The organism is Pseudomonas sp. 86_A, from assembly GCF_017491705.1.
GTDB lineage: Bacteria > Pseudomonadota > Gammaproteobacteria > Pseudomonadales > Pseudomonadaceae > Aquipseudomonas > Aquipseudomonas koreensis.
Window position 1 is genome coordinate 12,792 of the sequence record NZ_JAFGYS010000014.1, and the last position, 25,251, is coordinate 38,042.

Below are 25,251 nucleotides of genomic sequence, written 5' to 3' on the forward strand. Positions count from 1 at the left end.
AGTACAGCACCAAAATCGGGCGTTGCGGGGAAATGAATTGAGGAAGTTGCGCCTAAATGTGGCGAAGGAATTCTTGTGTGGCGAGGGAGCTTGCTCCCGCTGGGGCGCAAAGCGGTCCTGAAATCACCAACCGGATGTTTCAGGAGGATCGAGGGAGCCGACTTTACGACGGCTTCGCCGCCGAGCGGGAGCAAGCTCCCTCGCCACATGAATTTCAGCGATTTTGAAATGCAAAACGCCAACCCGAAGGTTGGCGTTCTGTTGGGCTAAACGCTCCTTAGCGTGGCACCACCGGCTTGCGAGCCGGCTTCGGCCCCTTGCCCTTGGCCGCTTCCTTGCGCTCCTTGGCCGCCTGCTGGTTGCGGGCGAATGCCGCCGCCTTGGCCTGTTCACGCTTGTCCCAAGGATTGCCACCGTCGCTGGCACGCGGCGGCAGGCCGGTGTGCTGGGTGAGGATCTTGGTGGTCTTCTCTTTGCCTTCTTTCGCCACTTTATGGCTGCCGGCCGGCGTCGAGTTCTTGCGACGGGCGCTCTGGTAGCTGTCGGTGGCCGGCTGGTGCAGCGGGATCAGTTGGTTCTTGCCCGGACCGATCAGGTCGGCGCGGCCCATGCGGGTCAGCGCTTCACGCAGCATCGGCCAGCCTTTCGGGTCGTGATAACGCAAGAACGCCTTGTGCAGACGACGCTGCTCCTCGCTCTTGACGATGGTCACGCCGTCGCTCTTGTAGGTCACCTTGCGCAGCGGGTTCTTGCCCGAGTGGTACATCGCGGTGGCGGTGGCCATCGGCGACGGGTAGAACGCCTGCACCTGGTCGGCACGGAAACCGTTGCCCTTGAGCCACAGCGCCAGGTTCATCATGTCTTCGTCGGTGGTGCCCGGGTGCGCGGCGATGAAGTACGGTATCAGGTACTGCTCTTTGCCGGCTTCCTTGGTGTACTTCTCGAACATGCGCTTGAAGCGGTCGTAAGTCCCGATTCCCGGTTTCATCATCTGGTTGAGCGGACCTTCCTCGGTGTGTTCCGGGGCGATCTTCAGGTAGCCACCGACGTGGTGGGTCACCAGCTCCTTCACGTACTCCGGCGACTCGACCGCGAGGTCGTAACGCAGGCCGGAGGCGATCAGAATCTTCTTCACACCCGGCAAGGCACGGGCGCTGCGGTACAGCTGAATCAACGACGAGTGGTCGGTGTTCAGGTTCGGGCAGATCCCCGGGAACACGCACGACGGCTTGCGGCACGCGGATTCGATTTCCGGGCTCTTGCAGGCAATGCGGTACATGTTCGCGGTCGGGCCGCCGAGGTCGGAAATGACGCCGGTGAAACCTGGCACCTTGTCGCGGATCTCTTCGATTTCGCGAATGATCGACTCTTCGGAACGGTTCTGGATGATCCGGCCTTCGTGCTCGGTGATCGAGCAGAAGGTACAGCCGCCGAAGCAGCCACGCATGATGTTCACCGAGAAACGGATCATGTCGTAGGCCGGGATCTTCTCCTTGCCGTACGCCGGGTGCGGAACCCGTGCGTAAGGCATGCCGAACACGTAGTCCATTTCTTCAGTGGTCATCGGAATCGGTGGCGGGTTGAACCACACGTCGATCTCGCCGTGCTTCTGCACCAGCGCGCGGGCGTTGCCCGGGTTGGTTTCCAGGTGCAGCACGCGGTTGGCGTGGGCGTACAGGACCGGGTCGTTACGCACCTTTTCCATCGACGGCAGGCGGATCACGGTCTTGTCGCGAGTCATCCTCGGGCTGGCCAGGATCTGTACGACCTTGGCTTCTTCGGGATCGTCCACCGGGCCCTTTTCTTGCTCGATGGCGCAGGCCTGAGTGTCCTGGGTGTTGACGTACGGGTTGATGATCTTGTCGATCTTGCCCGGACGGTCGATGCGCGTGGAGTCGACTTCGTACCAGCCTTGCGGCGTGTCACGACGGATGAACGCGGTGCCGCGCACGTCGGTGATGTCTTCGATCTTGTGCCCGTAGGACAGACGCTGGGCCACTTCGACAATGGCGCGCTCGGCGTTGCCGTACAGCAGGATGTCGGCGCTGGCGTCGATCAGGATCGAGTTGCGCACGCGATCCTGCCAGTAGTCGTAGTGCGCGATGCGACGCAGCGAGGCTTCGATGCCGCCGAGTACGATCGGCACGTGCTTGTATGCTTCCTTGCAGCGCTGGCTGTAGACCAGGCTCGCGCGATCCGGACGTTTGCCGGCCATGCCACCCGGGGTATAGGCGTCGTCGGAACGGATTTTCTTGTCCGCGGTGTAGCGGTTGATCATCGAGTCCATGTTGCCGGCCGCGACGCCGAAGAACAGGTTCGGCTCGCCGAGCTTCATGAAGTCGTCTTTGGACTGCCAGTTCGGCTGGGCAATGATCCCGACGCGGAAGCCCTGGGACTCCAGCAGCCGGCCGATGATCGCCATGCCGAACGACGGGTGATCGACGTAGGCATCACCGGTGACGATGATGATGTCGCAGGAGTCCCAGCCGAGCTGATCCATCTCCTCCCTGCTCATGGGCAGGAATGGCGCTGGCCCGAAGCATTCGGCCCAGTACTTTGGATAGTCAAATAACGGCTTGGCTGCTTGCATGTCGATAACCGGTGTTGGCTTTCATTGAATTTCGCGGGCGCGGAATATAGCACAAATTTTGACCAATTCCGACGGCTGTGGTCGGAAATTGTGCTTTACCTGTGGCGAGGGAGCTTGTTCCCGCTCGGCTGCGCAGCAGTCGAATTTTGGGGGCTGCTGCGCAACCCAGCGGGAGCAAGCTCCCTCGCCACAAGTGCTCGACGTTATTCGTCGTCGTCGAAGTTGTAACTGCCCGGCGCCAGGTTTTCGAAGCGGGTGTATTTGCCGATAAAGGCCAGGCGAATAAAGCCGATCGGGCCGTTCCGCTGTTTGCCGATAATGATTTCGGCGATGCCTTTGTGCTCGGTTTCCGGGTGATACACCTCGTCCCGGTACACGAACATGATGACGTCGGCGTCCTGCTCGATCGCTCCGGATTCCCGCAAGTCGGAGTTCACCGGGCGCTTGTTGGGACGTTGTTCCAGGGAACGGTTGAGCTGCGACAACGCCACTACCGGGCAGTTGAATTCCTTGGCCAGGGCTTTGAGGGAACGCGAAATTTCGGAAATCTCGTTAGTCCGGTTGTCACCGCTGGAGCCCGGGATCTGCATCAGCTGCAGGTAGTCGATCATGATCAGGCCGACGTCGCCGTGCTCGCGCACCAGACGCCGGGTCCGCGCACGCATTTCCGACGGGCTGATGCCGGCGGTGTCATCGATGAACAGCTTGCGGTCGTTGAGCAGATTGACCGCCGAGGTCAGGCGCGGCCAATCGTCGTCTTCCAGTTGGCCGGAACGCACCTTGGTCTGGTCGATCCGCCCCAGGGACGACAGCATACGCATGATCAGCGATTCGCCTGGCATCTCGAGGGAGTACACCAGCACCGCCTTGTCGCTGCGCAGTACGGCGTTTTCCACCAGGTTCATCGCGAAGGTGGTCTTACCCATCGACGGACGGCCGGCGACGATGATCAGGTCGGACGGCTGCAGGCCGCTGGTCTTCTCGTCGAGGTCGGTGTAACCGGTGGACAGGCCAGTGATCGCGTCGGCGGTGTTGAACAGGGTGTCGATGCGGTCGATGGCCTTGGTCAACAGTTCGTTGACGCCCACCGGGCCGCCAGTCTTCGGCCGTGCTTCGGCGATCTGAAAGATCTGCCGTTCGGCTTCGTCGAGGATCTCTTCGGCGGTACGGCCTTCAGGGTTGAACGCGGCGTCGGCGATTTCGGTGCTGATGCCGATCAACTGGCGCAACGTCGCCCGCTGGCGAACGATCTGCGCATAGGCCTTGATGTTGGCGACAGATGGCGTGTTTTTCGCCAGCTCGCCGAGGTAACCGAGGCCGCCAACCTGGGACGTCTGACCTTCCTTGTCCAGTTGCTCGGCAAGGGTCACGACGTCGATCGGCATGTTCTGATCGGCCAGCTTGGCGATCGCACGGAAGATCAAACGGTGGTCATGCCGGTAGAAATCGCCGTCGGAGACTTGATCGAGCACGCGCTCCCAGGCGTTGTTGTCCAGCATCAGACCACCGAGTACAGCCTGTTCGGCCTCGATGGAATGCGGCGGCACTTTCAGCGCGGCGGTTTGCAGATCGTATTGCTCGGGAGCGGAGATTTCGTTCATGGCCACTTGGAGTCAGGGTTGAAAACGGGAGTACCAGAAAGACAAAGGGCACGACCTGTAAACAGGATCGTGCCCGATGTTACCGGCAAGCACCCGAGGGTGCCAGCCGACAAGTGTTGCTTAAGCTGCTACCACGACAACGCGTACGGTGGCTTCAACTTCGGCGTGCAGGTGCACAGCCACGTCGAATTCACCCACGTTGCGGATGGTGCCGTTCGGCAGACGAACTTCGCTTTTCGCAACTTCAACGCCGGAAGCGGTCAGTGCGTCAGCGATGTCGTGAGTACCGATCGAACCGAACAGCTTGCCTTCGTCGCCAGCGGTGGCAGTGATGGTCACTTCCAGCTCGGCCAGTTGGGCAGCACGGCTTTCAGCCGATGCTTTACGGTCTGCGGCGGCTTTTTCCAGCTCAGCGCGACGCTCTTCGAACGCAGCCAGGTTGGCAGCGGTCGCAGCGGTAGCTTTGCCGAAAGGCAGCAGGTAGTTACGACCGTAACCGGCCTTAACGTTTACTTTGTCGCCCAGGTTGCCCAGGTTGGCGATTTTTTCCAGAAGGATCAGTTGCATGTGGAAATCCTCTTAACTTTTAACCTTCACCGTTCGCGTTATCGGTGTCTTTCGACACGTGACGACCGCGAAAATCAATCAGGCTGTCGACAATGGCCAGAACCACGAGCAACGGATAGATCAGCTGCATGAACAACAGCAGCGTGACGTACAACCCCACCAGCCAGAAACCGGCCAGTCGCTTCTGCCCGACCAGCCCGTGAATCAGGGCGAGTCCGGCGAACACCAGCGGTACACTGCACAACGGCGTCAACATGGCCATCTGTGCACCGAGATTCGGGCCCAGAAGCATCAACGCCAGCAGCAACATCGCCGGCCCCAGCGGGATCCGGATGGCGCGAAACTCGCGACCAAAACCACCCGGGTTGTACAACAACGCCTGCCAATGCCGCCCGACAATCAGGCTCAGCACGCTGACGATCTGCAACAACGCCGCAATCAGTCCGGTCAGGACCGGTGCAATCAGGGACGCGAACCGCGCTTGCTCATCCACCGACAATTGCTTGTAGGTATCACCAAGAAGCGCCGGCATGACCTTTATCAAGGCCTGCGCGAGCATCTCGATCTGGGCTGCAAACGCCGCCCCGAGCACCACTGAAAACACCACTCCAATCACTACGCTGACCAGCAGCGTGCGAACCCAGGACTCGCTTGCGCGCAAAACCAACGCAAGCCCCGAAGATCCCAGCAGCACCAGAAGTGCCCGTGGATCATCGGCATACAGCCACCAGATCAATGCTGGCAGCAGCCCCAGAGACAGAACACCCAGGGCGTCCGTCAGTCCGCGCCGCAGCAGCACAAGGCTCCCGGCGGCAGCGCCCAACCAATACAACAACGGCAATGTTGCACATCCGGCCACCACGAGAGTGGCCTGCATACGGCCTCGCATGATGAACTCAGCTAAGGCACGCATGCATTCAATCCTTTGCTACTTGTCGACTGCCCGGTCTCAGCGGCCGTGGCTGTCGGTGTAGGCCAGCAGGGCCAGGAAGCGGGCGCGCTTGATAGCGGTGGCCAGCTGACGCTGATAACGAGCTTTGGTACCGGTGATGCGGCTTGGAACGATTTTGCCGGTCTCGGATACGTAGGCTTTCAGAGTGTTGAGATCTTTGTAATCGATCTCTTTCACGTCTTCAGCGGTGAAGCGGCAGAATTTACGACGACGGAAGAAACGTGCCATTTGATAGGCTCCTTAAAAGGTCCGTGGATTACTCGTCAGCGTTATCGCTGTTGTCGCTGTCATCACTATCAGCGCTATCAGCGCCTTCGTGCTCAGGACGGTCGCGACGCTCACGGCGCTCACTGCGGTTTTCTTCAGCCTTGAGCATCTCGGACTGGCCGGTAACGGCTTCGTCGCGACGGATGACCAGGTTACGGATCACAGCATCGTTGTAGCGGAAGTTGTCTTCCAGCTCGGCCAGGGCCTTGCCAGTGCACTCAACGTTCAGCATCACGTAGTGAGCCTTGTGAACATTGTTGATTGCGTAGGCCAGTTGACGACGGCCCCAATCTTCCAGACGGTGGATTTTGCCGCCGTCTTCTTCGATCAGCTTGGTGTAACGCTCAACCATGCCGCCGACTTGCTCGCTCTGGTCAGGGTGGACCAGAAAGATGATTTCGTAATGACGCATGAATGCTCCTTACGGGTTGTAGCCTGCCGCTCAAAAACGGTCAGACAAGGAGTGAATGACACTTATGGACTTGCTGGCGCGGGGCACATGCGTGCCTGCCGTCACAGCAAGGGGCGCAATTGTAGAGAAGGGACAGAGGAGGTGCAAGGCAATTGGTGATTATTTGAACAATCACCGACAGACAACTGTAGGCGCTGCCGAAGGCTGCGATTTTTTGACTTTGTTTTTTTCAAAACAAGATCAAAAGATCGCAGCCTCGTTTCACCCGGCAGCTCCTACAGTTTCTGCAAAGGCTTATTTCTTGGCAGCAGCCTTGGCTTTTGCACCGCGCTGACGCTGCGCTTCGAACAGGCACACACCGGTCGCCACGGACACGTTGAGGCTGCTGACGCTACCGGCCATTGGCAGGTTGACCAGATAGTCGCAGTGCTCGCGCGTCAGGCGACGCATGCCTTTGCCTTCGGCGCCCATGATCAGGATGGTCGGGCCGGTCAGGTCCTGGTCATAAATGCTGACCTCGGCCTCACCCGCCGTACCGACAACCCACAGACCGCGCTGCTGAAGTTTTTCCAGGGTGCGCGCCAGGTTGGTCACCGCCACCAGCGGAATCACTTCCGCTGCGCCGCAGGCGACTTTACGCACCACCGGCGTCAGGGTTGCCGACTTGTCCTTGGGCACGATCACCGCCAGCGCGCCGGCAGCATCGGCCGAACGCAGGCAGGCGCCGAGGTTGTGCGGATCGGTCACGCCATCGAGTACCAACAACAGCGGTGCGCCTTCGGTGCGATCGAGCAGTTCGTCGAGCATCGCCTCGCCCCAGACCTGGCTCGGACTCACGTCCGCAACCACGCCCTGGTGCACGCCTTCAACCCAGGCGTCCATTTCGCGGCGCTCAGCCTGACCGACCTGCACACGATTTTCGCTGGCCAGTTCGATCAGGGTCTGCACGCGCGGATCGTTGCGGCTTTCAGCCAGCCAGATCTGCTTGACGCGTTTGGGGTGGTGACGCAGCAACGCTTCTACCGCGTGAACGCCGTAGATTTTTTCCAACTGACTCATGACTTCGCCTTCGGTTTACGCGCCCCGCCACTTTTGGCTGGAGCCGAACCCGCTTTTGGCGGGCCTTTACGGTGTTTGCTCGGTTTGGCTGGCTTGCCGCCGGCAGCCTTGTCAGGCGCCGACCGTCCGGTCTTTCCCCCAGACGCCGCTTTACCACCGCTTTTGGCTTCGGCCAGCAAGGCCTTCTTCAGTTCACGGCTTTTGCGCAGCTCGGCGTTTTTCGCCACGGCATCGCTCGGGCGATAGGCCTCGGGGGCTTTTTCCTTGGCCGGACGACGGCTGGCGGTTTTTGCCGGGGCCTTGTCTTCCACAACCTTGGCCGCAGGTGCTGCGGTGTCGGTGCCACGCTTCTTGCGACCAATCGGCGCACTGATGGTTTTTTCTGCCATCTCGAAGTCGATCTTGCGTTCGTCGAGATCGACGCGCATGACACGCACTTCAACGGTGTCACCGAGACGGAAGCTGCGACCGGTGCGCTCGCCCGCCAGACGGTGATGCACAGGATCGAAGTGGTAGTAGTCGCCCGGCAGCGCGGTGACGTGCACCAGACCTTCGACGTAAATGTCGGTCAGCTCGACGAACAGACCGAAACCGGTCACAGCGGTGATCACGCCCGGGAACGATTCGCCCACGCGATCCTTCATGAACTCGCACTTGAGCCAGTTCACCACGTCGCGGGTCGCTTCGTCGGCGCGGCGTTCGCTCATCGAGCACTGCTCGCCGAGTTGCTCCAGCGCCGCTTCGTCGTACGGATAGATACGCGCCTTCGGAATGGTCATCGCCCCGGCACGGCGAACGTGCGGAGTGTCCTGTTTCGAATGGATCACACTGCGGATGGCGCGGTGTGTGAGCAGGTCCGGGTAACGCCGGATCGGCGAGGTGAAGTGGGTATAGGCTTCGTAGTTCAGACCGAAGTGGCCATCGTTTTCAGCGCTGTACACCGCCTGACTCAACGAACGCAGCATCACGGTCTGGATCAGATGGAAGTCCGGACGATCCTTGATGCTCGCCAGCAGGGCCTGATAATCCTTCGGCGACGGACCATCCTTGCCTTTGTGCAGGGACAGGCCGAGCTCGCCAAGGAAGGCGCGCAGTTTTTCCAGACGCTCCGGCGGCGGCCCCGCGTGAACGCGATACAACGCAGGGATTTCGTGCTTCTTGAGGAACTCGGCAGTGGCCACGTTGGCCGCCAGCATGCATTCCTCGATCAGCTTGTGCGCATCGTTACGGACGGTCGGGCGGATTTCGGCAATCTTGCGCTCGGAACCGAAGATGATCCGGGTTTCCTGCGTTTCGAAATCGATCGCACCACGCACGTGACGAGCGGCCAGCAGCACTTTGTACAGCGAATAAAGCTGCTTGAGATGCGGCACGACGTCGGTGTACTCGCCACGCAATTTGCGTGCTTCGGCGACCTTCGGCGTTTCCAGCATCGCACTGACCTTGTTGTAGGTCAGACGGGCATGGGAATGGATCACCGCTTCGTAGAAGCAGTAGTCGGTCATTTCGCCGGACTTGGAGATGGTCATCTCGCAAACCATGGCCAGACGATCGACGTGCGGGTTCAGCGAGCACAGGCCGTTGGACAACTGCTCAGGCAGCATCGGCACCACGCGCTCGGGGAAGTACACCGAGTTGCCGCGCACCTGGGCTTCGTTGTCCAGCGCCGAACCGATCTTTACGTAGCTGGAAACGTCGGCAATCGCCACGTACAACTTCCAGCCGCCGGAGAACAGGCGCAGCTTGCCCGGTTTGGCTTCGCAGTAGACCGCGTCGTCGAAGTCGCGGGCATCTTCGCCGTCGATGGTGACGAACGGCAGATGGCGCAGGTCGACACGCTTCTCTTTGTCTTTGTCTTCGACTTCAGGCTTGAGCTTGGCGGCTTCTTTGAGCACCGCTTCAGGCCAGACGTGAGGGATATCGTAGGTACGCAGCGCGACATCGATTTCCATGCCCGGCGCCATGTAGTTGCCGACGACTTCGATCACATCACCTTGCGGCTGGAAGCGCGGAGTCGGCCAGTGGGTGATTTTCACCTCGACGAACTGACCGATCTGGGCGTTGGCGTTGCGGCCCGGGGTGACCAGCACTTCCTGCTGGATCTTCGGGTTGTCGGCAACGACGAAACCGATGCCGCCTTCTTCGAAGTAACGACCGACGATGCTCTCGTGAGCTCGGGATACCACTTCGACGATCACGCCTTCGCGGCGACCGCGACGGTCGAGACCGGAAACGCGCGCCAGAGCACGGTCACCGTCGAACACCAGACGCATTTGCGCCGGGCTCATGAACAGGTCATCGCTGCCATCGTCCGGCACCAGGAAGCCGAAACCGTCACGGTGACCGCTGATGCGGCCGAGGATCAGGTCGAGCTTGTCCACCGGCGCATAGGTGCCACGGCGGGTGTAGATCAATTGAGCATCGCGCTCCATGGCGCGCAGGCGGCGGCGCAGGGCTTCGATCTGGTCTTCTGTGGTCAGACCAAACTCTTCGACCAGTTGCTCGCGGGCAGCGGGCGAACCCCGATCAGCAAGGTGCTGAAGGATCAGTTCGCGGCTGGGAATAGGGTTATCATATTTTTCCGCTTCACGAGCGGCCTCGGGATCGAGGGACTGCCAATCGGCCATTAGAGAGTTTTCACCTTGTCTATATACGGGTTAGTTTGGCATAGGCGCCATCAAACGGGAAATTTCCCACTCCATAAGGCTGTTCTAAAGCCTTGTATCGACGCCTGAACACCCTTTTGAACACCGCCGGTAAAAAAAATCATTTTTTTTGCTGGCAGGGGTTTACAGTTAAAAAGGCGCTCCGTATAGTGCGCGCCATCGACGACGTACACACGTTGACGAGATGCCCAGGTGGTGAAATTGGTAGACACGCCAGCTTCAGGTGCTGGTGACCTTACGGTCGTGGAAGTTCGAGTCTTCTCCTGGGCACCAATTTCGAGTTTGAGACTAGATCAGTTTCAAGACTCACACAAAACCCGCGAAAGCGGGTTTTTTGCATTCTAAGGAACGGATTTGTTAAAACCGATTAATTAAAATTAAATCAGGGGTTTACAGATCAAAAAGCGCTCCGTATAGTGCGCCACATCAACAGCGGCAACGCTTGCGATGAATGCCCAGATGGTGAAATTGGTAGACACGCCAGCTTCAGGTGCTGGTGACCTTACGGTCGTGGAAGTTCGAGTCTTCTTCTGGGCACCAATTCAAATTCAAGGTTACGACCTTGAGTTTCCCAAAAACCCGCGAAAGCGGGTTTTTGCGTTTCTGCCCTTTGGAAAACCACCAAACCTTTTGTGGCGAGGGAGCTTGCTCCCGATGGGATGCGAAGCAGCCCTCGCTTTCATTCAATTAATCCTCTCTCACAAATCTAACGACTGCTGTGCAGCCGAGCGGGAGCAAGCTCCCTCGCCACAATGGTTTTTCCAGCCATCTAGCAAACTCGCCTCTCCATCGCAAGGCGCACTTGAGAAACAATATCGTTTATCATTGTTGCAAGTTTTTGCAATGCGACAGTGAGGAACCCTGCGAATGATGTTTCGAAATACCCTGCGCCGCGGCTTGACCTTCACCCTGCTCGGCCTGGCACTCGCCACTCCCCTCACCCAGGCAGCCGACGCGGTTTCCCTGACGCTCTACAACGGTCAACACAAGGAAGTCGGCGATGCCATCGCCAAAGCCTTCGAGGCCAAGACCGGGATTCACGTCAATGTGCGCAAAGGCAGCAGCAACCAGCTCGCCAGCCAGGTCATCGAAGAAGGCGACCGCTCTCCCGCCGATGTGATCTACACCGAAGAATCCCCACCGCTGAACAATCTTGGCGAACAGGGTCTGCTGGCCAAAACCGATGACGCCACGCTGGCCGTGCTGCCGAAAGAATATGTCGCCGGCAACGGCACCTGGATCGGCGTCACCGCGCGGGTTCGCGTGGTTGCCTATAACCCGAAGCTGATCGACGAAAAGGATCTGCCGAAATCGGTACTCGGCTTCTCCGATCCGAAATGGCAAGGCAAGGTCGGTTTCGTGCCAACCAGCGGCGCGTTCCAGGAACAGGCCGTAGCAATCATCAAGCTGCACGGTCGCGACGCCGCCGAAGAATGGCTGACCGGCCTGCGCGCCTTCGGCAAGACCTACAGCAACAACATGGTCGCGCTCAAAGCCGTGGAAAACGGTGAAGTCGCCACCGTGCTGGTGAACAACTACTACTGGTTCGCCCTGCAGCGCGAGAAAGGCAAACTCGACTCGAAACTGCATTACTTCACCGGCGGCGACGTCGGCGGGCTGATCACCGTGTCCAGCGCGGCAGTCCTGAAATCCAGCAAACACCCGAAAGAAGCCCAGCAATTCCTGGCCTACATGGCCAGCGAAGAAGGTCAGCGCGTGATCACTCAGACCACCGCCGAATACCCGCTGCACAAAGGCATGGAGTCGGATCGCGGCCTCAAGCCATTCAGCGAGCTGCAAGCGCCGAATGTCACCCCGGCCGACCTGGGCAACGCCGAAGAAGCGCTGGAACTGGAACGTGAAGTTGGCCTGAACTGATGGCCGCATCGTTATCCGCCCCCGCCGCGCGCGGGGGTTACGTGCCACGGCGCAAGCGGCCATCGATCTGGCTGGTACTGCCGGTTTTATTACTGGTGGTGCTGAGCCTGTTGCCGCTGGCCTACGTCGGCCTGAAGGCCTGGCAGGCCGGCTGGGCCGAGGCGCTGCACTTGCTGTGGCGCCCTTACGTGTTCGGCCTGCTGCGCAACACTTTGGCGCTGATGGTCGGCGTGACGCTCACCTGCGGCGTGATCGGCCTGACACTGGCGTGGCTGCTGGAGCGCAGCAATCTGCCGGGGCGGCGCCTGTGGGGCGTGATCTTGTGTCTGCCATTCGCCGTGCCGGCGTTTGTCAGCAGCTTCACCTGGGTCTCGTTAAGCGCACAGTTCGAAGGCCTCGGCGGGGCGATCCTGGTGATGAGCCTGTCGAAATACCCGCTGATCTTCCTGCCGGTCGCGGCCACCCTGCGCAATCTCGATCCATCCCTTGAAGAGTCAGCCCGCACCCTGGGGCAGAATCGCTGGGGCGTGTTTTTCCGCGTCACCCTGCCGCTGCTCTGGCCGTCGCTGCTGGCCGGCTCGCTGCTGATTGCCCTGCACATGCTGGTGGAGTTCGGCGCCCTGTCGATCATCGGCCTGCAAACCTTCACCACGGCGATCTATCAGCAATTCGAACTGGAGTTCAGCAACGCCAACGCGGCGATGCTCTCCGCGGTATTGCTCGCATTATGTCTGGCACTGCTGTGGCTGGAGTTGCGCGTACGCGGCAAGGGCCGGCATGTGCGCACAGGCCAAGGCGCGGCGCGTCAGGCCGAACAGGTGCGTCTCGGTCCATGGGCCATCGTCGGTCAGCTGTATTGTCTACTGCTGGCGATTGTCGGCAGCGGGATTCCGCTGGGCATGCTCGCGTATTGGCTGGCGGTCGGTTCGTCGGCAGCCTTCCCGGTCGCAGCGATCACGCAAGCGCTGCTGTCGTCGTTGGCGTTGTCGCTGGGCGGCGCGGCGTTGTGCCTGCTGCTGGCAGTGCCGGTCGGGCTGCTGGTGGTTCGTTACAAAGGCCAACTGGCGATCTGGGCCGAGCGCCTGCCGTATCTGCTGCACGCGCTGCCGGGTCTGGTGATTGCGCTGACGCTGGTGTATTTCGCCCTGCATTACGTGCCGGCGCTGTATCAGACGTCGGCGTTGCTGCTGATTGCCTATGCACTCCTGTTTTTGCCACTGGCGCAGGCGCCGATCCGTACGGCATTGAACAAGGCCGCACCGCAACTGGAAGAGGCTGCGCGTACGTTGGGCGCATCTTCGTTCACGGCATTTTGCCGGGTGACCCTGCCGATCATCTTCCCGGCATTGGGCGCGGCGTTTGCGCTGGTGTTTCTGGATGCGATGAAGGAATTGACGGCGACGCTGTTGCTCAGTCCGACCGGGCTCAACACGCTGGCGACCGAGGTCTGGGCACACACGGCGAATGTCGAGTTTGCGGCGGCAGCGCCTTATGCGGCGTTGTTGATTTTGGTCTCGGGGTTGCCGGTGTATCTGCTGACGACGCGGATGTATCTGAGCCGCTGAAAAATAAAAAGATCGCAGCCTGCGGCAGCGCCTACAGGGGAATTTGCGTTTCCTGTAGGCGCTGTCGCAGTCTGCGATCTTTTGATTTAAGCCCTGAACTGCCCCAGACTCGCCTTCAACTGCGCCGCCAGGCCATCCAGTACCTTGCCACTCGCCGTGGTCTCCACCACCGCCTGCGCTGCTTTCTCGGCCTGGGCATGAATCGTTTCCACCCGCCCGCGCACCGCTTGCGCGCCCTGCGCCTGATGCGCCGCTGCCTGCGTCGCCAGCCCGATCGCCGCGTGCACCTGCTCGACCGAGGCCTGAACCGACTGCTGCAGCCGCGCACTGTCGCGCAACACCAGCAAACCTTCGCTGGCCTGACGCCCGGCCTGACCGATCGCTTCTACCGCCTCACGCGCACCTTGCTGCAAGGCGACGATGTGCGCCTGAATGTCGCCGGTCGAGCTTTGCGTCTTGCTGGCCAGCGCACGCACTTCGTCCGCCACCACCGCAAAACCACGCCCGGTCTCGCCGGCCCGTGCTGCTTCGATGGCCGCGTTGAGCGCCAGCAGGTTGGTCTGTTCTGCGATCCCGTGGATCACCGTCAGCACCACTTCAATCTGTTCGCTCTGCTGCGCCAGTCGCTCAATGACTTTTGCCCCGGTGTCGACCTGCCCGGCCAGCGCCTCGATCAGGCTGCCGACTTTGGCTGAAGTGCGGGTGTTTTCGTCAGTGGCTTGGCGAATATCCACCACCTGCTTCAACGCCGCCTGCATCGCATGGCTTTCCGATTGCGCCTCGTCAGCCATCTGCGACAGCGCCCGCAGGCTTTCCGCCACTTCATCACGCTGCATCCCGGCTGCCGCATCGGCGCCGGCATTGCGCAAGGTCATGGCACCGATTTCCACGCCGGTACGCTGGGCCACGTCGCCCGCCTCGCGCACGATCGGCTGCAACTTATCCACAAAGCGATTGACCGCCGACGCCATGTCGCCGATCTCGTCCTTGCTGTTGATCTGCACGCGCTTGGTCAGGTCGCCCTCGCCCGCCGCCAGATCGTCCATTGCCGCGTTGAGCATCTTCAAACGATTGACCACCCGATGCCCGAGCACCACCGCCAGCAACAACAGCACGCCACAGCCGACCAGCGCCAGGCCCAGGCCGATGCGCCAGCGCAAGGTCGCCGCGGCGTCCTGCACGGTGCTGGTGGTATTGGCTTTCATCTCGGCAGCGGTGGATTGCGCCGACTGCAAGCGCGCCTGCATGGCGGCAGCGCTGTCAGCGGCGGCGCCCTTGAGGCTGTCGCCGACCAGTTGATCGCTGCTGGCGATCAACGCCGAGAAGCGCTGGTCGAGGGCGGCCAGATCGGTTTCCACCGAGGCCGTCGAGACGCCCATCAGCACCTTGCCGATTTCCACGCCGTTGGGGTTGATCGAGGCTTCAAGGTAGTAGACCGACGGATCGTTTTTCGCTGCGTCCAGCACCTTGTCCAGCGCGCGCTCGCCCTGGCCTTTTTCCAGCAGGGCCTTGTTGATCGGGTTTTCGCGGTTGAGGTAGCGGGTCAGGTGCTGGCCGGTGGCGTCGTCGTAGACCACGAACAACACGTTGGGATTGCGCTGGGCCCGGCGGGCGAATTCGGAAAGGGTCGGCACGTCGCTGTCCCACATGGCGCGCGGAGCCACCGAGGCGAGCAACTGGGCCATGTCATTGGCCGAATCCTTCAAGTCTTTTTCCAGGGTCGTACGCAGTTGCGCCTGTTCGTCCTTCAGACGAGAAGACAGGCCGGCGGTCAAACGCTGGCGGGTACTTGAGGACAGGTTATCGAGACTCGACGTGACTTCACGCCCGGCCTGCTCCAGCTCGCCCGAGAGCTTCTGGCTGTCAGCGCCCAGGCGAACGCCAAGGTCGGCTTCCAGCGCCGTGACCGTGCTTCGTGTGAGGGCGACGGCCACCAGCACTTGCACCAAAAGGGCGATACCAAGGGTAACGAACACGGGCCGCAACAAACGGCTTTGTAACAGTGAGAGAACGGCCGACACTGTGAATCCCTCTACTTCTGACGCCATTAATTTGATGGCACTCTTGTAGACAGATTTACAGCAAAGGTCATGCCGTCCAACCGGCATAAACGACAAAGGCCCCGATTAAGGGGCCTTTGTTTTTTACATCAACGACTTATCAAGCAAACGGATGACGCAGAACGATGGTTTCGTTGCGATCCGGGCCCGTCGAAATAATGTCGATCGGCGCGCCGATCAATTCTTCAACGCGCTTGATGTAAGCACGAGCGTTGGCCGGCAGCTCTTCCAGGGTCTTGGCGCCCACGGTCGATTCGGTCCAGCCCGGCACTTCTTCGTACACAGGCTGAAGGCCCACGTAGCTGTCAGCGTCAGTCGGCGCAACGGCGTTGCCTTGCGCATCTTTGTAGCCGGTGCAGATGTTGATGGTTTCCAGGCCGTCGAGTACGTCCAGCTTGGTCAGGCAGATGCCCGAGATGCTGTTCACATCGATAGCGCGACGCAGGATAACGGCGTCGAACCAACCGCAACGACGGGCACGGCCGGTGGTAGCGCCGAACTCGTGACCTTGCTTGGCCAGGTGCGCACCCACTTCGTCGAACAGCTCAGTCGGGAATGGACCCGAACCGACGCGAGTGGTGTAAGCCTTGGTGATGCCCAGGATGTAGTCCAGGAACATCGGGCCAACGCCCGAACCGGTCGCCACGCCACCGGCGGTGGTGTTGGAGCTGGTCACATACGGGTAGGTACCGTGGTCGATGTCGAGCAACGAACCCTGGGCGCCTTCGAACATGATGTCTTTACCGGCGCGACGCAGGTCGTGCAGCTCAGCCGTCACGTCCAGCATCAGCGGCTTGAGCAGCTCAGCGTATTCCTTGCACTCGGCCAGGGTTTTTTCGAACTCGATGGCCGGCTCTTTGTAGTAACCGACCAGCATGAAGTTGTGGTAATCCACCAGTTCACGCAGCTTGTCTTCGAAGCGCGGCATGTTGAGCAGGTCGCCAACGCGCAGACCGCGACGAGCAACCTTGTCTTCGTACGCCGGGCCGATGCCGCGACCGGTGGTACCGATCTTCAGCTCGCCACGGGCCTTTTCACGGGCCTGGTCCAGCGCCACGTGGAAGGACAGGATCAGCGGGCAGGACGGGCTGATACGCAGGCGCTCGCGCACCGGTACGCCTTTCTCTTCCAGCTTGGTGATCTCGCGTAGCAAGGCGTCAGGTGCAACCACCACGCCGTTGCCGATCAGGCACTGCACGCCTTCGCGCAGCACGCCCGACGGGATCAGGTGCAAGACGGTTTTTTCGCCGTCGATCACCAGGGTGTGGCCAGCGTTGTGGCCACCTTGGTAGCGCACTACGGCGGCAGCATGTTCGGTCAGCAGATCAACGATCTTGCCTTTGCCCTCATCACCCCATTGGGTGCCCAGGACTACGACATTCTTACCCATAACACTTGTCCTCATTCGCGCAAACTTGGTGCCGGCGTTGGCCGGCAGGAAAACTCAAGAAGCCAGTGGCGATACTTGCCAAAGCCCGTTCTGCTGAATCAATTGCCGGTCGCAGTCCGCTTCACGGGCGGCGGCCAAAGGTTGTCCAGGCAACGCCTGAACGACACGCTGACCCTCACTGCGCAACTGGCAAACCTGCTGCCAGAGTGCCGCATCCGTACTGTCAGGCATCCAGATACCGCCAGACGGTAGCTCGATCTCAGCACGCCCCAGGGTCACCAGGGTTTTCAAATCGGTAGAGAAGCCGGTCGCCGGACGGGCACGACCGAAGTCGGCACCGATGTCATCGTAACGACCGCCCTGAGCGATGGACTGACCCACGCCCGGTACAAACACCGCGAACACCACACCGGTGTGGTAGTGGTAGCCACGCAACTCGCCCAGATCGAAGTACAGCGGCAGATCCGGGAAACGCACCGACAGACGCTCGGCGATCGCCAGCAAGTCTTCCAGCGCGGCCAATACCGGCGCCGGCGCATTGGCCAGACGCTCACGGGCGGCGGCCAGCACTTCACGTCCGCCACACAGGTCGACCAGCGCCCGCAGCATGCCGGACAGATCGGCCGGCAAGCCTTCGGTCAAGGTAATGACCTCGTCGATGGCCTTGCGTTGCAGCGCATCGAACAACTGCTGCTCGACCTCACCGGACAGACCGGCGGCGCGCGCCAGACCACGGTAGATGCCGACATGACCGAGGTCCATGTGCACATCCGGCACATCGGCCAGTTGCAGCATGGCCAGCATCAGGCTGATCACTTCAACGTCACTGCTCGGGCTGGCATCGCCGTACAACTCGGCGCCCAACTGGATCGGGCTGCGCGAGGAAGACAGTGCACGCGGCTGGGCATGCAGCACGCTGCCGGCGTAGCACAGGCGGCTCGGACCTTCACGACGCAGGGTATGCGCATCAATGCGCGCCACTTGCGGCGTGATGTCGGCACGGAACCCCATCTGCCGGCCCGACTGCGGGTCGATGACCTTGAAGGTACGCAGATCCAGGTCCTGGCCCGCACCGGTCAGCAGGGATTCCAGGTACTCGATATGGGGAGTCACGACAAACTCGTAACCCCAGCTCTGGAACAGATCCAACACCTGACGACGCGCGACTTCAATGCGCGCCGCTTCCGGTGGCAGTACTTCTTCGATGCCATCTGGCAGCAGCCAGCGGTCTACCGTTGCCATTACGCCATTCCCCTTTGATCCGGGCGGCCAGCCTGCGGGCGAGCCTTGAGTGAAGCAGAAAATGACCGATCCGTTCAAAACGCACGCGCATGAACGACGCGGCGAAAGGCCTGTTACCGGCTTCGCCCATCACTTTCCTCGAAAAACGCTCGGGCCATTCAACCCGATGCCTGCAACAAAAAACAGCAATCAAACGTGCAGACGCAAAAAAGCCGGGAATTTCCCGGCTGCCGCATCATACACACGTTTTCCCAAAGGATCACCCCGCCCGAGGTTTTAGCCGCCGGGCGGAGCGATTCAGGTCAACGTCGTATCAAGGCTTGGACTTTTCCAGGTAACGGAAGAAGTCGCTGCTTGGGTCGAGAACCATGACGTCGGATTTGTTCGCGAAGCTTTCACGGTAGGCGCGCAGGCTGCGGTAGAAACCGTAGAACTCCTGATCCTGACCGTAGGCCTTGGAGTAGATCGCAGCGGCCTGGGCGTCACCGTCACCGCGAACCTCTTCGGATTCACGATAGGCTTCAGCCAGCAGTACGCGGCGCTGACGATCGGCGTCGGCACGGATGCCTTCGGCCAGCTCGTTACCCTTGGCGCGGTGCTCGCGAGCTTCACGCTCACGCTCGGTGCTCATACGTTCGAACACGCTGCGGTTCACTTCTTTCGGCAGATCGATGGCCTTGACCCGGACATCGACCACTTCGATACCCAGCTCTTTTTCCGCCATCGAGTTCAGCGATGCAGTGATGTCAGCCATCAGCGCATCACGCTCACCCGACACCACTTCGTGCAGGGTGCGCTTACCGAACTGGTCACGCAGGCCCGACTCCAGACGACGGGAAAGACGCTCGTCGGCAATCTGCTTGAGGCCGGAAGTCGCGGTGTAGAAGCGCTCGGCATCTTTCACGCGCCACTTGGCGTAGGCATCGACCATCACGGCTTTCTTTTCCAGGGTCAGGAAGCGTTGCGTCGGCGCATCCAGCGTCATCAGACGTGCGTCAAATTTACGCACCTGGTTAACGTAAGGCACCTTCACATGCAGACCCGGCTGGACATCAGCCTGAACCACACGACCGAACTGCAGCAGCACCGCACGCTCGGTCTGAGCCACGATGTAGAAGCAGTTCCAGCCAACCAGAACCACAACGACGCCAACAATCAGGGCGATCAGCGATTTATTGCTCATCAGCGGGTCTCCCTTGTGCGTGTCTGCGGCAGGTCAGTGACATGCGGCGCGACGTCCGTGTTGTTGCTGGCAGCGGCCGAACCGGTCACCGGTGCATTGCTGCCACCCGAGCTGTTCTGAATCATCTTGTCCAACGGCAGGTAAAGCAGGTTGCTCTGGCCGTTCTTGTTACCGGTCACGAGTACCTTGCTGGTATTGCTGAAGACTTCCTGCATGGTGTCCAGGTACAGACGCTGGCGGGTGACTTCAGGTGCCTTGCGATACTCGGCGACCAGTTTGGTGAAGCGGTCGGCCTCACCCTTGGCGCGCGAGATCGTTTCGTCACGGTAACCATTGGCATCTTCGAGGATGCGCTGGGCCTGACCACGGGCTTCCGGCACGACGCCGTTGGCGTAGGTTTCAGCCTGGTTGCGCGAACGCTGCTCGTCTTCACGGGCACGGATCACGTCGTCGAAGGCTTCCTGCACTTCACGCGGGGCTGCCGCGTTCTGTACGTTGACCTGGGTGACGGTGATACCGGTGCGATAGGTATCGAGGAAGCGTTGCAGACGCTCCTTGATTTCGCTGGCCATCAACTCACGACCTTCGGTCAGCACCTGGTCCATGGCGGTGGAACCCACCACGTGGCGCAGGGCACTGTCGGTCGCATGCTGCAGGCTGATTTCCGGCTGATCGACGTTCAGCACGAAATCCTGCAGGTTGGTGATCTTGTACTGCACGGTCAGCGGCACTTCGACGATGTTCTCGTCTTCGGTCAGCATCTGGCCCTGCTTGGTGTACGCACGCTCACGCGTGACGTTTTCCATGTACTTTTTATCGATCGGCGGGAAGTAGATGTTCAGGCCCGGGCCGACAGTCTCGTAGTACTTGCCGAAGCGCAGCACCACGGCTTGCTCCTGCTCGTCGACCACATAGACCGCGCTGTACAGCCAGACAGCCGCCAGCACCACGAGGCCGATGCCGAGCAGACCGCCGAAGCCGCCACCACTCCTGCCCGAACCACCGCCGTCATCACCACCGCGTTTCTTACCACCACCGAACAACCCGTTCAGGCTTTCCTGCAGCTTTCGGAAGGCCTCGTCGAGATCCGGTGGCCCCTTGCGGTCGCCGTTATTGCGGCGCTTGCCACCCCAAGGATCCTGATTATTCGAGTTGCCACCCGGCTCATTCCAAGCCATAGCGCTCTCCATCTGATAAAGCAAAGACGCACCCACGGCGCGCCGACCAATGCTACAGAATGCCTGCCGTTGCGGCACAACCGCTTTGCCAGGCTTTTATTGCAAAGTGTGTTGCTCGATGAATTCCATCGGCTGCAATCCTTCGCGGCTTACCAGTCGATTCAACTCGACCCGGGGCAAACGAACGGCCAGCAGGCAGATGCCTTCTTCGTCGTGCTCTTCTTTCTGCACCGCACCGAGTTCGAAGAACTGCGCACGCAGTCGAGCGAACCGTTGCGGCAAGCGCAATGTCCCCACGAACAAATCACTGCCCAGCAACTCGGCAATGGCTTGTTCAAGCAATTCCAGACCCGTGCCATCACGCGCCGACAACCACACCCGTTGCGGCTTGCCATCGGCATCGCGCTGGATCTGTGGCTCAACGCCTTCAAGCAAATCGAGTTTGTTGTATACCTCCAGGATCGGCAAGTCCTGGGCCCCGATCTCGCCCAGCACCACCATCACCTGCTCGATCTGCAACATGCGATCCGGTTCGGCCGCATCGATCACGTGCAACAGCAGGTCGGAGTTGCTCGACTCTTCGAGCGTAGACCGAAATGCCTCGACCAGCTTGTGCGGCAAGTGGCGAATGAACCCTACCGTGTCCGCGAGAACAATCGGCCCCAGGTCATTCAGCTCCAGACGGCGCAAGGTCGGATCGAGCGTGGCGAACAGCTGGTCAGCCGCGTACACCTCGGACTTCGTCACGTTATTGAACAGCGTGGACTTGCCTGCGTTGGTATAGCCCACCAGGGAAACGGTAGGGATATCCGCGCGGGAACGGCCGCGTCGCGATTGCTCGCGCTGGCTGCGTACTTTTTCCAGACGGCCCTTGATCTGGCGCAGGCGCACCCGCAGCAGACGGCGGTCGGTTTCGAGCTGGGTTTCACCCGGGCCACGCATGCCGATGCCGCCACCCTGACGCTCAAGGTGAGTCCAGCCGCGCACCAGGCGAGTGCTCATGTGGTCAAGCTGGGCCAGTTCGACCTGGAGCTTGCCTTCATGGGTACGCGCGCGCTGGGCGAAAATATCGAGAATCAGACCGGTACGGTCAATCACGCGACACTCGAAAACACGTTCGAGGTTACGTTCCTGACTGGGCGTGAGAATGTGATTGAAAATCACCAGATCGGCTTCTTCAGCCTTGACCAGGTCGCGCAGCTCTTCGACCTTGCCGCTGCCGATCAGGAATTTGGCGGTTGGCCGATGACGCGGTACGTTAAAAAACGCAACGGTCTCGGCGCCCGCCGAATTAGCCAATTCCTGAAACTCCTGCGGATCTTCGCGCGCCTCAGGGTCCTGACCATCCAAGTGAACGAGGATGACTCGCTCACCACCACCGTGGCGCTCAAAGAACAAAGGAGACTCCTATCAGGCGTTACCTGGCTCAGCGTCACCTGCATCGGATTCGGTTGCGCTAGGCAGACGAATTGGACGTACTGGCACGACTGTAGAGATAGCGTGTTTGTAAACCATCTGGCTCACGGTGTTTTTCAGCAGGATAACGAACTGGTCGAACGACTCGATCGTGCCCTGCAGTTTGATACCGTTGACCAGGTAGATGGAAACCCCAACTTTCTCTTTACGTAAAGTATTCAAGTAAGGGTCTTGTAGCGAATGCCCTTTTGACATGTGCCGCACTCCTTTAAGGATTCAATAATAAAAAATAGGTAATTCAGATGGCTTTGGCCGCCACACCCCCAAGGATAGACGGCAATTGCAAGGACTCAGCTCAATATGGAGATGGTCCCAAGGTATTTCAAGGCGCGTGGCAGATTGTCGCAATCAAGACTGTCCAGCCAGTGCAGATCATCCCAGCTGCGCAGCCAGGTGAACTGGCGCTTGGCCAATTGACGCGTGGCAATGATGCCGCGTTCCTGCATTTCGGCTAACGACAGCTTGCCATCCAGGTAGTCCCAGACTTGGCGGTAGCCTACCGCACGTATAGACGGCAACCCGGAATGCAGGTCACTTCTATTACGCAGGGCTACGACCTCGTCGATGAACCCCTGTTCCAGCATATTTGTGAATCTTTGTTTAATGCGCTCGTGCAGTACCTGACGATTTGCCGGGGCAATGGTCAAGTTCGCGACAGTATAGGGCAATTGTTGCCGTCCCGAAGCGGCTGCTTCAGTACTTTGCGCAGATTGTTGCTGACGCAGGGCCGTCATGCTCTGACCGCTGACCCGATAAACCTCCAGCGCCCGACTCAGGCGCTGCGGATCATTGGGATGAATGCGCGCCGCTGACTCCGGGTCGATCACCGCCAATTGCTCGTGCAGAGCTTGCCAGCCAAGGCGTGCAGCCTCTTCTTCGATCTGCGCGCGGACCTCGGGATCCGCCGCTGGCATGTCCGCCAGACCTTCGACCAAGGCCTTGTAATAGAGCATCGTCCCGCCCACCAGCAGCGGAATTTTCCCGCGTGCGGTGATTTCAGCCATGGCTTGCAAGGCATCGCGACGGAAATCGGCGGCGGAATAAGCCTGCGCCGGGTCAAGAATATCGATCAGCCGATGCGGAAACTCGGCCAGCAGCTCTTTCGACGGCTTGGCGGTGCCGATGTCCATGCCGCGATAGACCAGCGCCGAATCGACACTGATCAGCTCGCACGGCAGCACCTTGGTCAGCTCGATGGCCAGGTCGGTCTTGCCCGCAGCGGTCGGGCCCATCAGGAAAATCGCTGGAGGAAGCTGGCTCATCAACGACCGCGCAGGAATAGTTTGTCCAGATCGTCCAGGCCCAATTGGGTCCAGGTCGGTCGACCATGGTTGCATTGACCGCTGCGTTCGGTGTTTTCCATGTCACGCAGCAGGCCGTTCATTTCCGGCAGGGCCAGGCGCCGGTTGGCGCGGATCGCGCCGTGGCAGGCCATGGTCCCGAGCAGTTCGTTCAGATGCGCCTGAATCCGGTCGCTGGTGCCGTATTCCATCAGGTCCGACAGCACATCGCCCACCAGGCGGTTGGCCTCGGCCTGCTTGAGCAGTGCCGGGATCTGGCGGATCGCCAGGGTTTCCGGGCCCAGACGCTGCAGCTCGAAGCCCAGTTTCTGGAACCATGCTGCGTGTTCTTCGGCGCAATCGGCTTCACGCTGACTGACCGCCAGCGACTCCGGCACCAGCAATGGTTGGCCGCTCAAGCCTTCACTGGCCATGGCGATTTTCAGGCGTTCGTACATGATCCGCTCGTGGGCGGCGTGCATGTCCACCAGCACCAGCCCCTGGGCGTTCTCGGACAAAATGTAGATGCCCTTGAGCTGGGCCAGCGCGTAACCCAGCGGCGGAATATCTTCCTGGCCAGCCGGCAGCGCGTTGGCATTGGCCTCCGGCAACGGCGCAAAAAACTCGCGGTACGCGGCTTGCGCCTCGGCGGCTGGCGGCACCGCGGATTGTGGCCGTGGCGTGTACTGATACTGATAAGCGCCGCCCGCACTGGCTCCGGACGAGGTGTTGAACGCCGGTTGCGCCTGCGGCTGCTCCAGCAGCGCGTTGGCCGCCAGACGCATTTCGCCCTGCGGGCCGAACTCGCCGGCCTCGATGCCGGTTGGACGGACGACGGCGGTGGTGACAGAGCCGGCCAGCTGATCTTCCGGACGCACATCGCCCAGCGCGCGGTGCAGGGTGCCGTAAAGGAAGTCATGCACCATGCGCCCGTCGCGGAAACGCACTTCGTGTTTGGTCGGGTGCACGTTGACGTCGACCGCTGCCGGATCGACCTCGAAAAACAGCGCGAAGGTCGGATGACGACCGTTGAACAGCACGTCGCGATAAGCCTGGCGCACCGCGTGGGCCACCAGTTTGTCGCGCACCGCGCGGCCGTTCACAAAGAAATACTGCAGATCCGCCTGGCTGCGGTTGAACGTCGGCAAGCCGACCCAGCCCCACAGGTGCAGGCCATTGCGTTCGATCTCAATCGGCAGCGCCTGCTCAAGGAAGCCCGAGCCGCAGATGGCTGCCACACGCCGGGCGCGGGCCGCATCATCATGGGCCTCGTGCAGGCTGAGGATGGTCTTGCCGTTGTGGCGCAGGTGGAAAGCCACGTCGAAACGCGCCAGTGCCAGACGCTTGATCACTTCTTGCAGGTGATCGAATTCGGTTTTTTCGGTCTTGAGAAACTTGCGCCGCGCCGGGGTGTTGAAGAACAGGTCACGCACTTCCACCGACGTACCGACCGGATGCGCCGCCGGTTGCACGCGGGGCGCCATGTCGCGACCTTCGGTCTCCACCTGCCAGGCCTGATCGGCGTCGCGGGTGCGCGAGGTCAGGGTCAGGCGCGCCACCGAGCTGATCGACGCCAGTGCTTCACCGCGAAAACCGAGGCTCATCACCTGCTCGAGGTCTTCGAGGTTGCGGATCTTGCTGGTGGCGTGACGGGCCAGCGCCAGCGGCAGGTCGTCGGCGGAAATGCCGCTGCCATCGTCGCGCACCCGCAGCAGCTTGACACCGCCCTGCTCGACATCGACGTCGATGCGTTTGGCACCGGAGTCGAGGCTGTTTTCCAACAGTTCCTTGATCACCGAAGCCGGGCGCTCAACCACCTCACCGGCGGCGATCTGGTTCGCCAGCCGTGGGCTGAGCAGTTCGATGCGTGCGGCGCTCAACACCT

General features: G+C 60.6%; 20 protein-coding genes and 2 tRNA genes. 5 read left to right on the top strand and 17 right to left on the bottom strand.

The window, feature by feature from the left end; all coding sequences use genetic code 11:
• Positions 1-277 precede the first annotated feature (277 nt).
• The 6 genes from J5M57_RS21100 to rpsF all read right to left on the bottom strand — a co-directional run bounded on the left by J5M57_RS21100 (position 278) and on the right by rpsF (position 6,389).
• Entirely contained in the window at positions 278-2,590 is a 2,313-nt protein-coding gene (locus J5M57_RS21100; RefSeq protein ID WP_064585716.1) for a YgiQ family radical SAM protein, read from the bottom strand.
• Positions 2,591-2,793: 203 nt separating this feature from the next.
• Complete coding sequence (gene dnaB / locus J5M57_RS21105) at positions 2,794-4,191, bottom strand: replicative DNA helicase (RefSeq protein ID WP_064585715.1); 1,398 nt, start codon at positions 4,189-4,191, stop codon at positions 2,794-2,796.
• A 120-nt stretch (positions 4,192-4,311) separates the two neighbouring features.
• Positions 4,312-4,758, bottom strand: coding sequence for a 50S ribosomal protein L9 (gene rplI, locus J5M57_RS21110; RefSeq protein ID WP_003186385.1), 447 nt, complete (start codon positions 4,756-4,758; stop codon positions 4,312-4,314).
• A 19-nt stretch (positions 4,759-4,777) separates the two neighbouring features.
• The gene (locus J5M57_RS21115; RefSeq protein ID WP_064585714.1) at positions 4,778-5,671 is read right to left on the bottom strand and encodes a hypothetical protein; all 894 of its coding nucleotides are present in this window, start codon (positions 5,669-5,671) and stop codon (positions 4,778-4,780) included.
• Positions 5,672-5,707: 36 nt separating this feature from the next.
• On the bottom strand, positions 5,708-5,938 hold the full coding sequence (gene rpsR, locus J5M57_RS21120) for a 30S ribosomal protein S18 (RefSeq protein WP_002551829.1): 231 nt from the start codon (positions 5,936-5,938) through the stop codon (positions 5,708-5,710).
• A 28-nt stretch (positions 5,939-5,966) separates the two neighbouring features.
• Positions 5,967-6,389, bottom strand: coding sequence for a 30S ribosomal protein S6 (gene rpsF, locus J5M57_RS21125; protein ID WP_038360383.1), 423 nt, complete (start codon positions 6,387-6,389; stop codon positions 5,967-5,969).
• Positions 6,390-6,453: 64 nt separating this feature from the next.
• On the opposite strand from rpsF, the gene J5M57_RS21130 reads away from it, so the two are divergent.
• Positions 6,454-6,723, top strand: coding sequence for a hypothetical protein (locus tag J5M57_RS21130; RefSeq protein WP_207849117.1), 270 nt, complete (start codon positions 6,454-6,456; stop codon positions 6,721-6,723).
• On the opposite strand, the gene rlmB is transcribed toward J5M57_RS21130, so the two are convergent.
• A complete protein-coding gene (gene rlmB / locus J5M57_RS21135) occupies positions 6,684-7,448 on the bottom strand; it encodes a 23S rRNA (guanosine(2251)-2'-O)-methyltransferase RlmB (RefSeq protein WP_207849118.1) in 765 nt (254 codons plus the stop codon). The two genes, J5M57_RS21130 and rlmB, sit on opposite strands and share 40 nt — an antisense overlap.
• Positions 7,445-10,075, bottom strand: a complete 2,631-nt coding sequence (rnr, locus tag J5M57_RS21140; protein WP_064585712.1) for a ribonuclease R — start codon at positions 10,073-10,075, stop codon at positions 7,445-7,447. Before rnr ends, rlmB begins: the two co-directional genes overlap by 4 nt.
• A 225-nt stretch (positions 10,076-10,300) precedes the next feature.
• Between rnr and J5M57_RS21145 the strand changes: the two genes are divergently transcribed.
• From J5M57_RS21145 to J5M57_RS21160, 4 genes are all read left to right on the top strand, one after another.
• Positions 10,301-10,387, top strand: a tRNA-Leu gene (locus J5M57_RS21145).
• Positions 10,388-10,567: 180 nt separating this feature from the next.
• Positions 10,568-10,654, top strand: a tRNA-Leu gene (locus tag J5M57_RS21150).
• A 327-nt stretch (positions 10,655-10,981) separates the two neighbouring features.
• Positions 10,982-11,992: an extracellular solute-binding protein gene (locus J5M57_RS21155; protein WP_064585711.1), complete on the top strand. Its 1,011-nt coding sequence runs from the start codon at positions 10,982-10,984 to the stop codon at positions 11,990-11,992.
• On the top strand, positions 11,992-13,557 hold the full coding sequence (locus J5M57_RS21160) for an iron ABC transporter permease (protein ID WP_064585710.1): 1,566 nt from the start codon (positions 11,992-11,994) through the stop codon (positions 13,555-13,557). The genes J5M57_RS21155 and J5M57_RS21160 overlap by 1 nt, the downstream gene beginning before the upstream one ends.
• Before the next feature lie 86 nt (positions 13,558-13,643).
• Here J5M57_RS21160 and J5M57_RS21165 read toward each other — a convergent pair whose 3' ends face one another.
• The 9 genes from J5M57_RS21165 to mutL form a co-directional block, all read right to left on the bottom strand.
• On the bottom strand, positions 13,644-15,578 hold the full coding sequence (locus tag J5M57_RS21165) for a methyl-accepting chemotaxis protein (protein WP_064585709.1): 1,935 nt from the start codon (positions 15,576-15,578) through the stop codon (positions 13,644-13,646).
• Between the two features lie 139 nt (positions 15,579-15,717).
• The gene (locus J5M57_RS21170) at positions 15,718-17,007 is read right to left on the bottom strand and encodes an adenylosuccinate synthase (protein ID WP_085711159.1); all 1,290 of its coding nucleotides are present in this window, start codon (positions 17,005-17,007) and stop codon (positions 15,718-15,720) included.
• Between the two features lie 54 nt (positions 17,008-17,061).
• The gene (locus tag J5M57_RS21175; protein ID WP_064585708.1) at positions 17,062-18,249 is read right to left on the bottom strand and encodes an ATP phosphoribosyltransferase regulatory subunit; all 1,188 of its coding nucleotides are present in this window, start codon (positions 18,247-18,249) and stop codon (positions 17,062-17,064) included.
• Positions 18,250-18,562: 313 nt separating this feature from the next.
• Positions 18,563-19,432, bottom strand: a complete 870-nt coding sequence (gene hflC, locus J5M57_RS21180; RefSeq protein ID WP_025110148.1) for a protease modulator HflC — start codon at positions 19,430-19,432, stop codon at positions 18,563-18,565.
• The gene (gene hflK, locus J5M57_RS21185) at positions 19,432-20,610 is read right to left on the bottom strand and encodes an FtsH protease activity modulator HflK (protein WP_064585707.1); all 1,179 of its coding nucleotides are present in this window, start codon (positions 20,608-20,610) and stop codon (positions 19,432-19,434) included. The genes hflC and hflK overlap by 1 nt, the downstream gene beginning before the upstream one ends.
• A 96-nt stretch (positions 20,611-20,706) precedes the next feature.
• Positions 20,707-22,008 (bottom strand): ribosome rescue GTPase HflX, encoded by a 1,302-nt coding sequence (hflX, locus tag J5M57_RS21190; protein ID WP_064585706.1) that lies wholly within the window; start codon positions 22,006-22,008, stop codon positions 20,707-20,709.
• Positions 22,009-22,020: 12 nt separating this feature from the next.
• Positions 22,021-22,281: an RNA chaperone Hfq gene (hfq, locus tag J5M57_RS21195; RefSeq protein ID WP_003221112.1), complete on the bottom strand. Its 261-nt coding sequence runs from the start codon at positions 22,279-22,281 to the stop codon at positions 22,021-22,023.
• Between the two features lie 95 nt (positions 22,282-22,376).
• Entirely contained in the window at positions 22,377-23,348 is a 972-nt protein-coding gene (miaA, locus tag J5M57_RS21200; protein WP_207849119.1) for a tRNA (adenosine(37)-N6)-dimethylallyltransferase MiaA, read from the bottom strand.
• On the bottom strand, positions 23,348-25,249 hold the full coding sequence (gene mutL, locus J5M57_RS21205) for a DNA mismatch repair endonuclease MutL (RefSeq protein ID WP_207849203.1): 1,902 nt from the start codon (positions 25,247-25,249) through the stop codon (positions 23,348-23,350). Before mutL ends, miaA begins: the two co-directional genes overlap by 1 nt.
• Between the last annotated feature and the right edge of the window lie 2 nt (positions 25,250-25,251).

Excerpts from the sequence above, each read along its gene's own strand:
- J5M57_RS21130 (WP_207849117.1), top strand. The coding sequence starts at position 6,454 with ATGGACTTGCTGGCGCGGGGCACATGCGTGCCTGCCGTCACAGCAAGG.
- rplI (WP_003186385.1), bottom strand. The coding sequence starts at position 4,758 with ATGCAACTGATCCTTCTGGAAAAAATCGCCAACCTGGGCAACCTGGGC.
- rpsR (WP_002551829.1), bottom strand. The coding sequence starts at position 5,938 with ATGGCACGTTTCTTCCGTCGTCGTAAATTCTGCCGCTTCACCGCTGAA.
- rnr (WP_064585712.1), bottom strand. The coding sequence starts at position 10,075 with ATGGCCGATTGGCAGTCCCTCGATCCCGAGGCCGCTCGTGAAGCGGAA.
- hflK (WP_064585707.1), bottom strand. The coding sequence starts at position 20,610 with ATGGCTTGGAATGAGCCGGGTGGCAACTCGAATAATCAGGATCCTTGG.
- J5M57_RS21155 (WP_064585711.1), top strand. The coding sequence starts at position 10,982 with ATGATGTTTCGAAATACCCTGCGCCGCGGCTTGACCTTCACCCTGCTC.
- rpsF (WP_038360383.1), bottom strand. The coding sequence starts at position 6,389 with ATGCGTCATTACGAAATCATCTTTCTGGTCCACCCTGACCAGAGCGAG.
- rlmB (WP_207849118.1), bottom strand. The coding sequence starts at position 7,448 with ATGAGTCAGTTGGAAAAAATCTACGGCGTTCACGCGGTAGAAGCGTTG.
- J5M57_RS21175 (WP_064585708.1), bottom strand. The coding sequence starts at position 18,249 with ATGGCAACGGTAGACCGCTGGCTGCTGCCAGATGGCATCGAAGAAGTA.
- J5M57_RS21100 (WP_064585716.1), bottom strand. The coding sequence starts at position 2,590 with ATGCAAGCAGCCAAGCCGTTATTTGACTATCCAAAGTACTGGGCCGAA.
- J5M57_RS21160 (WP_064585710.1), top strand. The coding sequence starts at position 11,992 with ATGGCCGCATCGTTATCCGCCCCCGCCGCGCGCGGGGGTTACGTGCCA.
- hflC (WP_025110148.1), bottom strand. The coding sequence starts at position 19,432 with ATGAGCAATAAATCGCTGATCGCCCTGATTGTTGGCGTCGTTGTGGTT.
- miaA (WP_207849119.1), bottom strand. The coding sequence starts at position 23,348 with ATGAGCCAGCTTCCTCCAGCGATTTTCCTGATGGGCCCGACCGCTGCG.
- J5M57_RS21170 (WP_085711159.1), bottom strand. The coding sequence starts at position 17,007 with ATGGGTAAGAATGTCGTAGTCCTGGGCACCCAATGGGGTGATGAGGGC.
- J5M57_RS21115 (WP_064585714.1), bottom strand. The coding sequence starts at position 5,671 with ATGCGTGCCTTAGCTGAGTTCATCATGCGAGGCCGTATGCAGGCCACT.
- dnaB (WP_064585715.1), bottom strand. The coding sequence starts at position 4,191 with ATGAACGAAATCTCCGCTCCCGAGCAATACGATCTGCAAACCGCCGCG.
- hfq (WP_003221112.1), bottom strand. The coding sequence starts at position 22,281 with ATGTCAAAAGGGCATTCGCTACAAGACCCTTACTTGAATACTTTACGT.